A 12,949-nucleotide genomic window follows, 5' to 3' on the forward strand; every position below is an offset into this window, starting at 1 on the left:
AATAACATTATTCTCAGGCTGTTAGGCACGGGCCATTTCAGGATGTGTTGTCTTAATTTCTGACCTACTCTAGGGAAAAGACCAAAGCGTCAAGCATCTGCTCTAATAATAACTATTCTCATCTCTAATTTCTCAATACGCTTTCTTTATAAAGTGAATTAGAGAGAATAAATAAAAAAGATTTTTCAATAAAATAAAAATTTATCAATTTATAATAGTGAAAATTATAATAATTATATTTTTATTAAGATGAATTGGCAATTATTATAAATACATTAATTCTATTATTTTAGTCAACCTTTAAATATGAATATTAAAGTCAAAACAAAATATATAAAATCAATAATTCCAAATAACATAATCTAAACAAATATAAAAATCATTTTAAAAACAATATTCTATTTTTTATTTTAAAAATTAAAAAATGTGTGAATAATAATCAAATGTACATTTTAATTTTTAATATGATCTAATTTTTGTCAGATAAATTAACTCTTATTTTGATTGGATTCTAAATAAATTATTAAATTCATAGGATGCTAAGGTTATGAAAATATTGATTATCAATATAGGTTTATCTTGTCTATGTTTTCTGAGCAATGCTTATGCAACATCTGATGAATGGAGTCAGCGTTGGAAAGCATCACCAAGCCGTTCTAGCGAGAATCTGGCACAAGCAAATCTGATTGAACTCAGAGAGTCTGATTATTATGAGAGTTTTGGTAAGGCAAGGACAAATGTTTATAACACCTCTTCTAATTCAATTGGTACGGTAAATACGCCCACAAATAACATAACAATTGATGGTTCCAACAATGGAGTCGATATATCTACTGATCTGCAGAATGATGCACCAATAAATTCCAATACAAATCAGAATGCTCAGCAATGCCCGAATGTAAGTAACCAGCCGGGAGAAACTTTATGCTGAATTTCTCGTATAGGCGATATTTATCGTCAACTGGCATTGTGACGACTTTTATCCTGACTGGATGTACAGGTTTAGCCCCTTCCAATTCAAAGCCAGTTGAATTGGTACAGGGACCTCCAATTACCGATATTTTTACTCCTTTCGACATGGCATTAAGTTGTCTTAGTGGCAAATTACGTAATGATGTCAGCTTTTCCGTAGGTGCTATTCTGGACCAGACTGGTAAGGATGTAGTGACCAATGGTGGTAGCGGTAAGATGGTTACTCAGGGTGCTGGAGATATGGTGCAATCAGCTTTGTTTCAGGCGGGTGTCAGTGTCTTGAACAGGCGTGATCCACGCATCATTGAAAGTGAGGCTAAGTGGGGAATTCGTGACCCGCGTCAGATTCTGGCCTCTAATTATTATGTCACTGGAAGTATTAACAGCCTGGATTTTATTCCCGGCGGTGGTTTGGATATGCAAATTGCAGGTGTTGGACCGAATTACAGCCAGACCCGGATCATGGTGGGGCTGGACTTATCTCTCACCGATACTCGCAGCAGTAAAGTAGTGGCTAATGTCTCATTGCAAAAACAGATTGCAGCTCAGGATTATGGCTTGAGCGCAGGCCGTTTTGCAGGACGCACTTTGTTTAATGTTCAGATAGGGAAAGGTGAACGTGAAGCGACCAATTTTGCTTTGAGACAAATGCTAAATCTGGCGACTTTTGAACTTTTGAGCCAAGTAGTTCCTCCGCCTGTATTTGAAAGTTGCCGAGCACAGATTCCACCTGAGTATGGGCGTTTAAACTTAACACGTAGTGCTGTGGCGTTGCATAAATATAAAAAGACTCAGCAAGAAAATGGCCGTGCTTCCAATGATCCTATACAAACATCAACTTTAGATGAGAACCAGTCATCTCTTGAGAAAGATAAGTCAACCAATTCGCCTAGCAAGGATACCAAGCCACCTAAGCAGAAAGAATCTGAGGTAATCCAGAATCCAGAGGCGGAACCTGAAATGAATAAGCAGGACCTGATTAAATATATCAGTAAAAAACAAGCGTCTTCTTCAGACAAAAAAATTGCTGAAGAAAAAGAATCACCAGAAAAAAAAGATGAACAAAAAGAAGAGGAAAAGACATCTACCCTATGGGATGTTAATCCTGAAGTTTTAGAAAACTATTGGTCAAGCACACAGCGTGACTGATAGCTACAAATGGGCTCGCTCCCATTAATAAAAGAAGTATCGAGCGAGCGATACTTCAAAACTAGAAAAGGAAAAACAAAGATGAAAAACACGATCAAAACAATCGCTTTATCCGTCACCTTCCTGTCTGGTGCAGGCATGGTTTATGCTCAAGATACAGAGGTAGCCGTAGATACAGGTTTACAGACAGCTTTAAATACACTATCACAACAGGTTGCGAATGGTTCAGCTCTTAATCTTGCAGTAAATACAGCTGATATCAATTCAAGTGTTGATATCAATGCTGAAGGAGTAGTAGAAACTACTGAGGAAGTATTAGGAACTGTCAATAATGTTGTAGGTACTATCGAAACAACTGCTATGGGTGCTGTGAATACAGGTAACATTGCAGTAGAACAGGGTAGTCTAAGTTCTTTAAAAACAAGTGAATTAACAGCGAGTCTGGATAATAATTTAAGTGACTTGGAGGAGAGCGTTGAAAATGTTGATGGTGAAACTGCATCAGACTGGTCTAAAGATTTAGATAATACAGTCAATAATGAGCTTGCTACTACTTTAGAAGAGCGACTAGATCAGACATTAAGTAATTATAGTGTGGCAAATGTAGCTTATAATTCTGGTGCTCTTGATGCATCTGTAACAGCAGCATTGGATGGAGCTGAAAATACAATTAATAATATTAAAACTACTGCCATCGGTGCTGTAAATACTGGAAGTATTACAGTCACCGTGAAGTAGGCATTATTACTATTTAAAAATAATACAGGCCTAACTATTGGCAGATAGTTAGGCTTTTTATTTTATATTAGAAAAAATTGAAATTGCTGTTTATTCATCGGAACATTCAGTGATTCGCGCTAAGAATTTTTCTTTCAACTTTTGCGAATAAGAAGATAGGTAATAAAAAAAGAGCGCCTAGGCACTCTTTCCCCTAATTTCTCATAGATCATAGAGAAATTTAGTCACGCATAAATTCAACAGTACCATTCGCCAGTGATTTGACACGTGCTAATGATTCGACGCGGTAACCTTTTTCAAGCAGAATGTCACGGCCTGGTTGGAATGATTTTTCAATCACGATACCAATACCGACTACAGTTGCTTCTGCCTGATGAATTAGGTCAGCTAGACCGAGTGCAGCTTGACCATTTGCCAGGAAGTCATCAATTACCAGAACCTTGTCAGAAGCACTGATGTGCTTTTTAGAAATGGCAATGGTACTTTCAGTCTGTTTGGTGAAAGAAAACACTTTAGAACGGTACAGGTTGTCTTTTAGGGTAAGAGACTGGTATTTACGTGCAAAGATCACCGGAACACCCAACTCAAGGCCTGCCATCACGGCAGGAGCAATCCCGGACGCTTCGATGGTAATGATTTTGGTGATACCCGCATCTTTAAATAGACGCGCAAATTCCTGACCAATTTGCTGCATCATGACAGGATCGATTTGGTGATTTAAGAAAGAGTCTACTTTTAAGACTTCTTCAGATAGAACGATACCTTCAGCTAAGATTTTCTGTTCTAGTGCGTGCACGGGAGATTCCTCAAGACCAGGTGCTTTTTCAAGCAAAAGCGTATTGTAAAAAGCACCCGGAAAAAATCAAGCGAAAATCGTCAAAAACAATCAGGTTGTTGGACCTTTATAGCCTGTCAGCAGCAGGCCATAGGAAGCTTTCTTGTCAACATGGGTCACTTTGACCGGTAAATAATCAAGTTTTGGTGCCAGCCAGAAAATGGTTTCACGTCCAGGCTTGTCATGTTTCATTACCACTTTAATGGTGTTGAATGTGCCATAGCTAGTCTTGATATTTTCAGTACCGTGTTTGACAAATTTGCGAGCTTCAAGTTCCTTTGCATCCGCAATATAGTAACTGCCTTTCAGACCTGAAGATTTGAGATCTTCACGAATCTGTAATTCTGCATTTAGCTCATCCAGTGCACCGTCTTTCCAGCCAAAGCTATAGGTCTTGTCATCCTTCTTGGTGCTGATAGTTCTAGAAGAAGGATTGAACTTGATGCTCATAGTATTGTTATGTACCAGAATCTTGCTGGTACGGCTAAAGCTGGTCGAACCAATCTTGCCATTATGGAACGTAAAGTGACTAGTTTCAGTAGCTGAAGCAATTGCGGCAGCTTTAGCAGCAAATACATAGGTCCAGTTATTGCCTGATTTACTCAGGGTCCGTGTCGCTGAACCCATATTTTTACCGTTATAGATAAACTGATAAGAGGCTTGAAATGGGCTCATGGCAAATGCTTGGCTGGACATGCCAGTAAATACCAGAGCTGAGGTCAGTCCTGCAGCCATGCCAAGGGTTTTATAAATTTGTTTTGCCATAAGTGAATTTTCCTATATCAAAAGGGCAGTCAGTCACTTCCGCCATATGACTTATTATGGGGTCAAAATGTGAAGATTGAACTGATAGAGAATACTAAAATGTATGATTCATGTAGCTGTTTTTCATAATGAATTCATAATTTAGCGTCTCTATAACGACGTTTAGGATTTGTCTTTCTGCTTGATCGGGGTAATCTGAGTTTCACTGAATTCATCTGCATCATCCCAGCTTTCTTCTTTTTCCTGAGACAGTTTTCGGAACAGGGCCGCCAGATTAACATTGCCAAAGACCACCAGCTCAGCTTCACGCAGCACCGCATGATTAACATGTACCTTTGACAAAGTATCAATGACGGAGCGACTCTTGCCCAGCCAGCGATTCAGATCCAGATGGAGCAGGTCATCAATGACTTTAATCACACCCAGTTTTTCAAGAATCATGCCAAGTGGGTCTTCATTTAAAATCCGTTGATAAAAGAACAAGGCACAGCGAACCCCGATTTTATAAAAGACATTTGGATATTTGGCATCAATCACCTGCGTATCACTGATCTGCTCAAATACAATCAGCTGTTTGTCTTTATTTAGTTCCATCTGTACCAGTTTCAGATCGACAGACAGTGTGATCAGCATGCCTTTAAAATCTAAAGTGGCATAAAGTCGGAGCCAGTCATCATGCAGATCTGCATGCAAATCTTTAAGCATTTTGACATTGTCAGTGACAAAACGCTGGAAGGTCGCATTTAAAAATACTTGCGATAGCGGAAACTCACGTTCATCTTCAATAAACTCTCCCGCCTTCTGATACACTTGGCGGATGCGTCTGGAGATATTGGTAATGAGGGTCTGCATAGGGAAGCATCCTGGCAACTTTCTTTCTATTGAGGTGTATCTTGTCGAAAAGCATAAAAAATACAAGTGTCTGTGCTTGCAGTTTAACAAAATAAAATGCAACATTTTTAATGTTTTGTTTATACAGCGTAGAAGAATTGATATAGGTCGCATTCTCGAGTGAAAGTGAAAGATGTATCAATATTACGCGCTGAATAAAATTTTCTTTGCAAGATCTTGGGGATAAAGGCTCGATTCTGAGCCTAAACATATGAGTAGAATGACGCTGATGCCTTTGGTTAAGTCATGGTGGAAAGATCCGATTTTCAGTGGAGCAGTAGCCATTGCTGCCATCCTGCATATCATGATTTTGCTGCTGCAGTTTGGTATGCCTCAGGAGCGGGATACTTCAAGCAAGGAAATTGCGGTCAGCCTACGCATCAGCAATGACAAAATAGAGCATGCCGATTTCCTCGCGCAAACCGATCAGCAAGGTTCTGGCCAGTTCCGAGAAGCCCATCGAATGTCGAGTGATGCCCCGATGCCTATACCAGCCGATGAAGCAGCAGTGGGAGAAGCACAGCAGCAAAGCGAAGATATGCTGAGGCAGAAGCAGGAACTCAGTTTTGAAGAAAAAGTGCTGATGACGGCATTGAGCTGGCAGAAACAGGCGGAAGAAAATCAGCGTAAAAAACGTCAGGAAGAACTGAATAGCCAGTTCCAGGCCAAAGCAGCCATGGTGGCAAGTCTGGAAGCGCAATATATGCAACGCCAGCAAAATTTTAGCCGTCAGCAAAAGATTAAAACTGTGGATGGGATTCAGGCCAAGCAGGACGTCTCTGCAGCCTATCTGGAAAAGTTCCGTCAGAAGGTAGAATTCTATGGCAACCGTTTTTATCCGGAATCTGCCCGTCTGCAGCGCCTAGCGGGTGATGTGCGTTTGATGGTGATCCTGAACCAGAACGGCGGGATTCGTGCGATCCGTTTGCTAGAGTCTTCAGGCCATGCGGTGCTGGATGAAGCGGCGAAAATGTCACTGCGTAAAGCAGCGCCGTTTGGCGTGTTTGATGCCAAAATGAAAGATATTTCCGAACTGCGGATTATTCGGACGTGGCGCTTTGATCCTGCTGAGGCAGAGTTTGAGGTGCGTTAATCCAGCACTGTTTCATAATGGCGGAGTACCTTGCAGACATCCACGCTGAAATAGCGATACCAGTTGTCTTTACCGAGTTGTTGTGCAGCTTGGTGTTCAGCGTCCTGATGCCAGGCATGAATATCCTGCAGGCTACTCCAGTAGGAAAGCGCAACCTCATCGGTTCCTTCAGTTAAACTTTCAAAATGCTGACAGTTAAATTGGGTCAGTGCCTTTTCCCGCATACATTGCGCAGTTTTAAAATAATGTTGGTCAAGCTGTTTAATTCTAGCTTTAAAAATAACGACATATTGCATGGTAATTTCTGATTTAATAAGGTTGTGAATTTTTGACATCCTCTCCGACCTAAAGGACGGAGATTCCTCCTGCGAGACGCCCATGTCCGAGCGCAAGAATATTCAGTGCTGAGTTTATATCTCTATCGTGGAATGTACCGCACTCCACACACTGCCATTCTCTTATTCCAAGTCCTGCTCTACCTTTCAGACTACTGGAGCGTGAGCCGCAGCACGAGCAAGTTTGGGTGGTATAGGCTTCATTGACTTCTTCATACCATACCCCTGCGTTCTCGCATTTATACTTGAGCATGGTTCTTAAGGTCGTCCAACCTGCATCGAGTACAGACTTAGCTAATTTTGTCTGTGCCAATGCTTTGGCATTCACATTACCAACGAAGATGGCTGCATGTTCATTCACCAGTTTATGACTGAATTGATGCAGCATATTTTGACGTAGATTTTTGATCTTGGCATGAATCGCTTTGACACGTTTTTTATTTCTTGCTCTTTGAGCAATACCAAGTTTTTGTTCATATTGACGATAGATTTTAGGCGCTTTGAACTTTACACCATCTGAGCAAGTCGCAAGGTCTTTGAGTCCTAGATCAATGCCAATTGAGGTTTTAGCGGTGGTTTTCTCTGTTTTAATTGAATCAACCACAAGACATACATACCAACGCCCTCGGCTATCCTCGACAAACGAGCCTGTTTTAACATTGTATTTACTTAGTCCGTAACTGTCCCATAGCTTGAATTGATGCTTGCCGTATTGGACATACCCATCGGCATATTTCACCGCCACTTTTTTAAATGGAATCCAACCGAGAGAACGTCTAGCATTTTTTTTGTTACTGACACGCCATTTTAGCTTGGCTTTTTTAAATTGCTTTCTTCGAGTAACTAATTCTTCCGCAACTGCCTGTATGGTTTGGCTGTGCAAATTGCACTCTTTTGATGTACCTTTCGTGTATTTAGCAATATCGTAAGCTGAAAAGAATTGTTGTTTTCTTTGCAAGTGTTTAAAACACAAATCATTGACATAGTTCCAGACAAAATTAACTTCAGATGCCAATTGGTCTAGCACCTTGCAATGTTTGTCTTTTATGCGTAATTTAAGTGTCTTCATCACTAAAATATATTTGGTCTATGGATAATAGTCAAGAGATTAGAACAGGTCGTCACTGTGTTTTTAATATGCACGTTCATTTAGTCTTTGTGGCTAAATATCGTAGAGATGTTTTTACCAAAGCTATGCTCGAAACTATGAATGAAGTATTCAAGCGCATTTGCTTAGACTTTGAAGCTAAGTTGGTAGAATTTGATGGTGAGCATGATCATGTTCATTTACTTGTGAACTATCCACCAAAAGTAGCTATTTCTAGCTTGGTTAACAGCCTAAAAGGTGCATCTAGTCGTATTTTAAGAACTAAACACCCTGAAATTAAAAACAAATTATGGGGGAATGCTTTGTGGTCGCCTAGTTATTTCGCTGCATCGTGTGGAGGTGCTCCCATTGGGATTATTAAACAATATATCCAACAACAGCAAACACCGCATTAGCAATCCTAGCTAATCCCCACAAGGGGGACTAGCGGATTGCAGCCTTATATCCCCGCCCTGAAGGGCGAGGTTTTACGGCTAAAGGGATAAAAAAGCGGACCTAAGCCTAATGCCAGTCAGTTAAGCAAATATTAGTAAAATGTAGTAAAAATGAGTGTATGTAAATACGCTCATTTTTTTTTATGACTTTATCTGAAAATTTAGATTGCACCCTTCAACATTCTTTACCTTCACTTAGCCATTTTAGTGAATTTATTGATTTCAACTGGATTGAGGAAAGTCTGAATCAAACAGGTAAGGCATCAATTAGAAGAAGGAAGTTACCCGCTGAACATGTGGTATGGCTTGTCATTGGACTCGCTTTATTTCGAAATCAACCTATCGGATATGTCGTAGAACAACTAAAACTTGTATTTGGTACAACAGAATATTGTGTTCCTAGCGCAGTAGTACAAGCACGACAACGTTTAGAATCAGAACCTTTAAATGCGCTATTTTCTTTACTTAGCCAAGCCTGGTTTGAAGAATCTCAGCAGCAATACTCAAACTTTCACGGTCTGAGTGTGTGCGCTGTTGATGGTGTTGTTTGGTCTATGCCTTATACAGATGAGAATTTTGCACACTTTGGTTCATCTAAAGGAAAAACTGCTGATGCTCCTTATCCACAAGTGAGAGCAACCTGCTTAGTAAATACCGCGACCCATGAAATTATAGATGCTCAAATAGGCAGTATGGATCAAGGTGAACTCACACTGGCAAGCCAATTATCTCCTTGTTCACACAGTATTACCCTATTTGATCGAGCCTATTTCTCTGCAGATTTTCTCATCGGGTGGCAAAAACGTGCAGAAGAAAGTCATTGGCTTATGCGTGCAAAAGATAATTTACGGTATGAGATTGTGGAGCGTAATTCGCAACATGACTTTCATATTAGAATGCCGATATCAACAAGAGCTAAAAAACTTAATCCAGCCTTAGGAGATTATTGGGAAGCACGTCTCATTGAGGTTGAGCAGGCAGGTAAGATTAGACGTTATATCACTTCACTAATAGATTCAAAGAGATATCCATTATTAGCTTTAGCAAAACTCTATGCCCAGCGTTGGGAAATAGAAATGTGTTACCGAGAAATCAAGAGTAACTTACAGGAAGGGAAGCATTTAAGGAGTAAACAACCTACCTTGATTTATCAAGAGTTATGGGGAGTCTTTATTGCCTATAATATTCTAAGAAGACAAATGAAATATATGGCTCAACGTGCAAAAGTCAGTCCTTTGAGAATGAGCTTTCATATTACCTCTATTGCTATCCTTAACCTATTGAAGTTTGATTCTTTGGCTTCCGCAGGCAATTTGCCTAAACATCTAGAAAGTTTAATGGAAAAATCTAAAAGGTATGTTTTACCGAAAAAAAGAAGTAGAAACTACCCACGAGTTGTGAAAGGGAAACCACAGAAATACCCAAAAAATGCCAGTCAATCTCTTAACTGACTGGCATTAGACCTAAGCCCGCTTTTCTAATATTGAAATTTAGTCACGTTCCAGATATGGATTTTCAAAACCGAGCTTGTTCAGAATCTCGATTTCCAGTGCTTCCATTTCTTCTGCATCTTCATCTGAAGTCTCATGGTCATAGCCCATTAGGTGCAAGGTGCCATGCACCAGCATATGGGTGAAGTGCGTCAACGGCGCTTTGCCTTGTTCCTGTGCTTCACGCTGAACCACCGGAATACAGATCACCAGATCGCCAATTGGGAAGGCTTCCAGAATCCCAGCCATTTCATCCGGAATGTCGCTTGGGAAAGATAACACATTGGTCGGTTTGTCTTTGCCACGATATTCCAGATTGAGTTTATGGCTTTCATCGTTATCGACACAGGCGATGCCAATTTCGCAGTCACTGTGTGTGTCGATGTGGCGTAAGGCAGTTTCTACAACTTTCTTGATGTAAGAGCGCTTCACCACCAGTTCAGGTGCCTGAAAATTCTGTTGCAGGCTCAGACTAAGTTTCAAAATGAATCCTTAAAATAAATTTCAATACGGCTTAATGCTGTGCATCGGCCGCAGCATCATTTTCCGCAATTAAAGCTTCTTGGCGTGCCTTACGTTCAGCACGTGCTTCCGCACTTAAACGTTGCTGCTCGCTGTCCCAGCCTTCATAGGCTTCGACAATTTTCTGTACCAGCTGATGACGCACTACGTCACGTGAATGGAAACGGGTGATATGAATTTCTTTCACATTTTCCAGCACGCGTAGTGAATGTGCCAGACCAGACTGCTGGCCACGTGGCAAATCGACCTGGGTAATGTCCCCGGTAATCACGGCACGTGAACCAAAGCCCAGACGGGTCAGGAACATTTTCATCTGTTCCGGCGTAGTGTTTTGCGCTTCGTCCAGAATCACGAAAGAGTGGTTTAGGGTACGACCACGCATGTAGGCCAGTGGTGCCACTTCAATGATCTGACGTTCGATCAGCTTGGCCACTTTTTCAAAGCCGAGCATTTCATACAAGGCATCATACAGTGGACGCAAATATGGGTCGATTTTTTGGGTCAGGTCACCAGGCAGGAAGCCCAGTTTTTCACCCGCTTCAACGGCAGGACGAACCAGCAGGATACGCTGGATTTCGTTACGTTCCAGCATATCTACCGCAGCAGCCACCGCAAGATAGGTCTTACCGGTACCGGCAGGGCCAATACCAAAGGAAATATCACTTTGCAGAATACGCTGCACATAGCGTTTCTGGTTGGCACCACGCGGATTAATGCGTCCCTTACGGGTCTGTAACCAGACATTGTCCAGACCAGTATGTTCCTGATCCTGCATGTCTTCCTGCAGTTCACGATCGGTCTGGCTACCCTGAATTAACAGGTGCAGGGTATCTGCGCTAATCTGCTTGCTGTGTTCTGATTCTTCGTGCAGGCGTTGCAACAGCAACTCCGCTCGTTCCACAGCATCCATTTCACCATCGATAAAAAAGCTGTCGCCTCGATGGGAAACTTTGACATCTAAACGTTGTTCAATTTGCTTCAAATGACCGTTGTAGGCACCAAGCATACTTTGTAAACGGTCAATTGAAATACCGGGAAAAGCTACTGTACGTCGAATCGCTGCAGTCAAAGAGAGTTCCTTATAGAGATAGGTCTTTATATCCCTACATTACGCCACGTCAGGCTCAAGATTCAAGAGCTCACCGTAAACTAAATTGAGTGTTTTTATTTCAGTGATTTCGATCTCTGCAAACCGGCCTACCCATGTTGCATCACCAATAAAGGTGACCAGACGGGTGTTGTCGGCAGTACCGACTAAAATATTCGGATCTTTATCAGAAACTTTCTCAATCAGGACACGCTGAATGGTACCGAGCATGGCATCGGTTTTACGGATACTGGACTGCTTGATCCATTCCTGAACTTTTGCGAGACGTTCTTTTTTCACCTGTTCAGGGGTGTTGTCTTCTAATTCTGCCGCAGGCGTGCCCGGACGTTTTGAATACACAAAGCTGTAAGAATGGTCGAAATCCAGATCCTGAATAAACTGATAGGTTTCTTCAAAGTTCTCATCAGTTTCACCTGGGAAGCCGATAATAAAGTCTGAAGACAGATGCATATCCGGACGGACTTTACGTAACTTCTCGATTTTCTCGATATACACATCAATGGTGTGATTACGTTTCATCGCTTTCAGTACATCGTTAGAACCACTTTGCACTGGCAAATGCAGATGTGACACCATTTGTGGCAGGTCACGGTAACACTGGATCAGGTCATCATTGAATTCTAATGGGTGCGATGTGGTGTAACGGATACGGCCAATCCCCGGAATTTCTGCGACTAAGCGTAACAGGTCGGCAAATGTACAGATTTTACCGTCGAAGGTTTCGCCGCGGTAACCATTCACGTTCTGACCGAGCAAGGAAACTTCACGAACCCCTTTTTCTGCCAGCCCAGCAATTTCTGCCAGCACGTCATCCAGCGGGCGAGAGACTTCTTCACCACGGGTATATGGCACCACGCAGAATGAACAGTATTTAGAACAGCCTTCCATGATGGAAACAAATGCTTTATAACCTTCAACACGTGGTTCCGGCAGGAAGTCGAATTTTTCGATATCAGGGAAAGAAATATCCACCAGTTTGATTTTTTCTTTCTTTGGTTTTTCCACCTGCTCAAAATGCTGATCCAGCATTTGTGGCAAACGGTGCAGGGTTTGCGGACCAAAGATCATATCCACATAATTAGCACGTTTCTGGATGTTGTCGCCTTCCTGAGACGCCACACAGCCACCAACACCAATAATCAGGTCCGGATTTTTTTCTTTCAGCTTGCGCCAGCGGCCCAATTCAGAGAATACTTTTTCTTGTGCTTTTTCACGAATTGAGCAAGTATTCATCAACAGGACGTCTGCTTCAGCAGGATCGTTGGTGAGCACATAGCCATGTGAGTCGCCCAAAAGGTCTGCCATACGGTGACTGTCATACTCATTCATCTGACACCCTTGCGTTTCGATGTACAGCTTTTTGACTGCGCCATCGTGGGCTGGGGTGTGCGCTGGCTGGGTAACAGTGTTTTCTGAGGCAGCTGGGGCACTATTCGGAATGAAGGTTTGAACCGTCATGAAGGCTCCTAAGGGTAATATGTTTAAATTGTGAACAGATGACCCGGTCAG

At 41.7% G+C, this 12,949-nt stretch carries 14 protein-coding genes; 6 read left to right on the top strand and 8 right to left on the bottom strand.

What is annotated here, in order from left to right; translation table 11 throughout:
• Positions 1 to 547: 547 nt before the first annotated feature.
• The 3 genes from ABEF84_RS02600 (at position 548) to ABEF84_RS02610 (ending at position 2,859) form a co-directional block, all read left to right on the top strand.
• Positions 548 to 931 (top strand): hypothetical protein, encoded by a 384-nt coding sequence (locus ABEF84_RS02600; RefSeq protein ID WP_034583761.1) that lies wholly within the window; start codon positions 548 to 550, stop codon positions 929 to 931.
• Positions 925 to 2,121 carry a CsgG/HfaB family protein gene (locus tag ABEF84_RS02605; protein ID WP_347453557.1) on the top strand — a complete coding sequence of 399 codons (1,197 nt, stop codon included), beginning with the start codon at positions 925 to 927 and terminating at the stop codon, positions 2,119 to 2,121. The genes ABEF84_RS02600 and ABEF84_RS02605 overlap by 7 nt, the downstream gene beginning before the upstream one ends.
• An 81-nt stretch (positions 2,122 to 2,202) precedes the next feature.
• A complete protein-coding gene (locus tag ABEF84_RS02610) occupies positions 2,203 to 2,859 on the top strand; it encodes a hypothetical protein (protein WP_034583755.1) in 657 nt (218 codons plus the stop codon).
• A 220-nt stretch (positions 2,860 to 3,079) separates the two neighbouring features.
• Here ABEF84_RS02610 and ABEF84_RS02615 read toward each other — a convergent pair whose 3' ends face one another.
• The 3 genes from ABEF84_RS02615 to ABEF84_RS02625 all read right to left on the bottom strand — a co-directional run bounded on the left by ABEF84_RS02615 (position 3,080) and on the right by ABEF84_RS02625 (position 5,311).
• Entirely contained in the window at positions 3,080 to 3,655 is a 576-nt protein-coding gene (locus ABEF84_RS02615; RefSeq protein ID WP_034583752.1) for a xanthine phosphoribosyltransferase, read from the bottom strand.
• A 90-nt stretch (positions 3,656 to 3,745) separates the two neighbouring features.
• Positions 3,746 to 4,459 carry a DUF3108 domain-containing protein gene (locus ABEF84_RS02620; protein ID WP_034583749.1) on the bottom strand — a complete coding sequence of 238 codons (714 nt, stop codon included), beginning with the start codon at positions 4,457 to 4,459 and terminating at the stop codon, positions 3,746 to 3,748.
• A gap of 162 nt (positions 4,460 to 4,621) precedes the next feature.
• On the bottom strand, positions 4,622 to 5,311 hold the full coding sequence (locus tag ABEF84_RS02625; RefSeq protein WP_034583747.1) for a hypothetical protein: 690 nt from the start codon (positions 5,309 to 5,311) through the stop codon (positions 4,622 to 4,624).
• A 268-nt stretch (positions 5,312 to 5,579) separates the two neighbouring features.
• Between ABEF84_RS02625 and ABEF84_RS02630 the strand changes: the two genes are divergently transcribed.
• Entirely contained in the window at positions 5,580 to 6,443 is an 864-nt protein-coding gene (locus ABEF84_RS02630) for an energy transducer TonB (protein ID WP_171077661.1), read from the top strand.
• Here the strand turns inward: ABEF84_RS02630 and ABEF84_RS02635 are convergent.
• A complete protein-coding gene (locus ABEF84_RS02635) occupies positions 6,440 to 6,739 on the bottom strand; it encodes an antibiotic biosynthesis monooxygenase (RefSeq protein ID WP_034583764.1) in 300 nt (99 codons plus the stop codon). The two genes, ABEF84_RS02630 and ABEF84_RS02635, sit on opposite strands and share 4 nt — an antisense overlap.
• A gap of 49 nt (positions 6,740 to 6,788) precedes the next feature.
• Positions 6,789 to 7,847, bottom strand: a complete 1,059-nt coding sequence (locus ABEF84_RS02640; RefSeq protein WP_034586922.1) for an RNA-guided endonuclease TnpB family protein — start codon at positions 7,845 to 7,847, stop codon at positions 6,789 to 6,791.
• Between the two features lie 20 nt (positions 7,848 to 7,867).
• Between ABEF84_RS02640 and tnpA the strand changes: the two genes are divergently transcribed.
• Together tnpA and ABEF84_RS02650 are read left to right on the top strand one after the other, a co-directional pair.
• Positions 7,868 to 8,281, top strand: a complete 414-nt coding sequence (gene tnpA, locus ABEF84_RS02645) for an IS200/IS605 family transposase (protein ID WP_075167884.1) — start codon at positions 7,868 to 7,870, stop codon at positions 8,279 to 8,281.
• A gap of 182 nt (positions 8,282 to 8,463) precedes the next feature.
• Positions 8,464 to 9,771, top strand: coding sequence for an IS4 family transposase (locus ABEF84_RS02650; RefSeq protein WP_347456202.1), 1,308 nt, complete (start codon positions 8,464 to 8,466; stop codon positions 9,769 to 9,771).
• 39 nt (positions 9,772 to 9,810) lie between these two features.
• Here the strand turns inward: ABEF84_RS02650 and ybeY are convergent, their stop codons facing one another.
• From ybeY to miaB, 3 genes are read right to left on the bottom strand one after another with little or no spacing between them, the layout of a single operon-like run.
• A complete protein-coding gene (ybeY, locus tag ABEF84_RS02655; RefSeq protein ID WP_034582276.1) occupies positions 9,811 to 10,293 on the bottom strand; it encodes an rRNA maturation RNase YbeY in 483 nt (160 codons plus the stop codon).
• 31 nt (positions 10,294 to 10,324) lie between these two features.
• Positions 10,325 to 11,401 carry a PhoH family protein gene (locus tag ABEF84_RS02660; RefSeq protein ID WP_034582278.1) on the bottom strand — a complete coding sequence of 359 codons (1,077 nt, stop codon included), beginning with the start codon at positions 11,399 to 11,401 and terminating at the stop codon, positions 10,325 to 10,327.
• 39 nt (positions 11,402 to 11,440) lie between these two features.
• On the bottom strand, positions 11,441 to 12,898 hold the full coding sequence (gene miaB, locus ABEF84_RS02665; RefSeq protein ID WP_034582282.1) for a tRNA (N6-isopentenyl adenosine(37)-C2)-methylthiotransferase MiaB: 1,458 nt from the start codon (positions 12,896 to 12,898) through the stop codon (positions 11,441 to 11,443).
• Between the last annotated feature and the right edge of the window lie 51 nt (positions 12,899 to 12,949).

This window comes from Acinetobacter sp. ANC 7912 (assembly GCF_039862785.1).
Classification (GTDB): Bacteria; Pseudomonadota; Gammaproteobacteria; order Pseudomonadales; family Moraxellaceae; genus Acinetobacter; species Acinetobacter thermotolerans.

What these genes read in the sequence shown, in the direction of transcription:
- ABEF84_RS02605 (WP_347453557.1), top strand. Translation starts at nt 925, where the DNA reads ATGCTGAATTTCTCGTATAGGCGATATTTATCGTCAACTGGCATTGTG.
- ABEF84_RS02600 (WP_034583761.1), top strand. Translation starts at nt 548, where the DNA reads ATGAAAATATTGATTATCAATATAGGTTTATCTTGTCTATGTTTTCTG.
- ABEF84_RS02625 (WP_034583747.1), bottom strand. Translation starts at nt 5,311, where the DNA reads ATGCAGACCCTCATTACCAATATCTCCAGACGCATCCGCCAAGTGTAT.
- ABEF84_RS02610 (WP_034583755.1), top strand. Translation starts at nt 2,203, where the DNA reads ATGAAAAACACGATCAAAACAATCGCTTTATCCGTCACCTTCCTGTCT.
- ABEF84_RS02650 (WP_347456202.1), top strand. Translation starts at nt 8,464, where the DNA reads ATGACTTTATCTGAAAATTTAGATTGCACCCTTCAACATTCTTTACCT.
- ABEF84_RS02620 (WP_034583749.1), bottom strand. Translation starts at nt 4,459, where the DNA reads ATGGCAAAACAAATTTATAAAACCCTTGGCATGGCTGCAGGACTGACC.
- ABEF84_RS02640 (WP_034586922.1), bottom strand. Translation starts at nt 7,847, where the DNA reads ATGAAGACACTTAAATTACGCATAAAAGACAAACATTGCAAGGTGCTA.
- ABEF84_RS02635 (WP_034583764.1), bottom strand. Translation starts at nt 6,739, where the DNA reads ATGCAATATGTCGTTATTTTTAAAGCTAGAATTAAACAGCTTGACCAA.
- ABEF84_RS02630 (WP_171077661.1), top strand. Translation starts at nt 5,580, where the DNA reads ATGCCTTTGGTTAAGTCATGGTGGAAAGATCCGATTTTCAGTGGAGCA.
- tnpA (WP_075167884.1), top strand. Translation starts at nt 7,868, where the DNA reads ATGGATAATAGTCAAGAGATTAGAACAGGTCGTCACTGTGTTTTTAAT.
- miaB (WP_034582282.1), bottom strand. Translation starts at nt 12,898, where the DNA reads ATGACGGTTCAAACCTTCATTCCGAATAGTGCCCCAGCTGCCTCAGAA.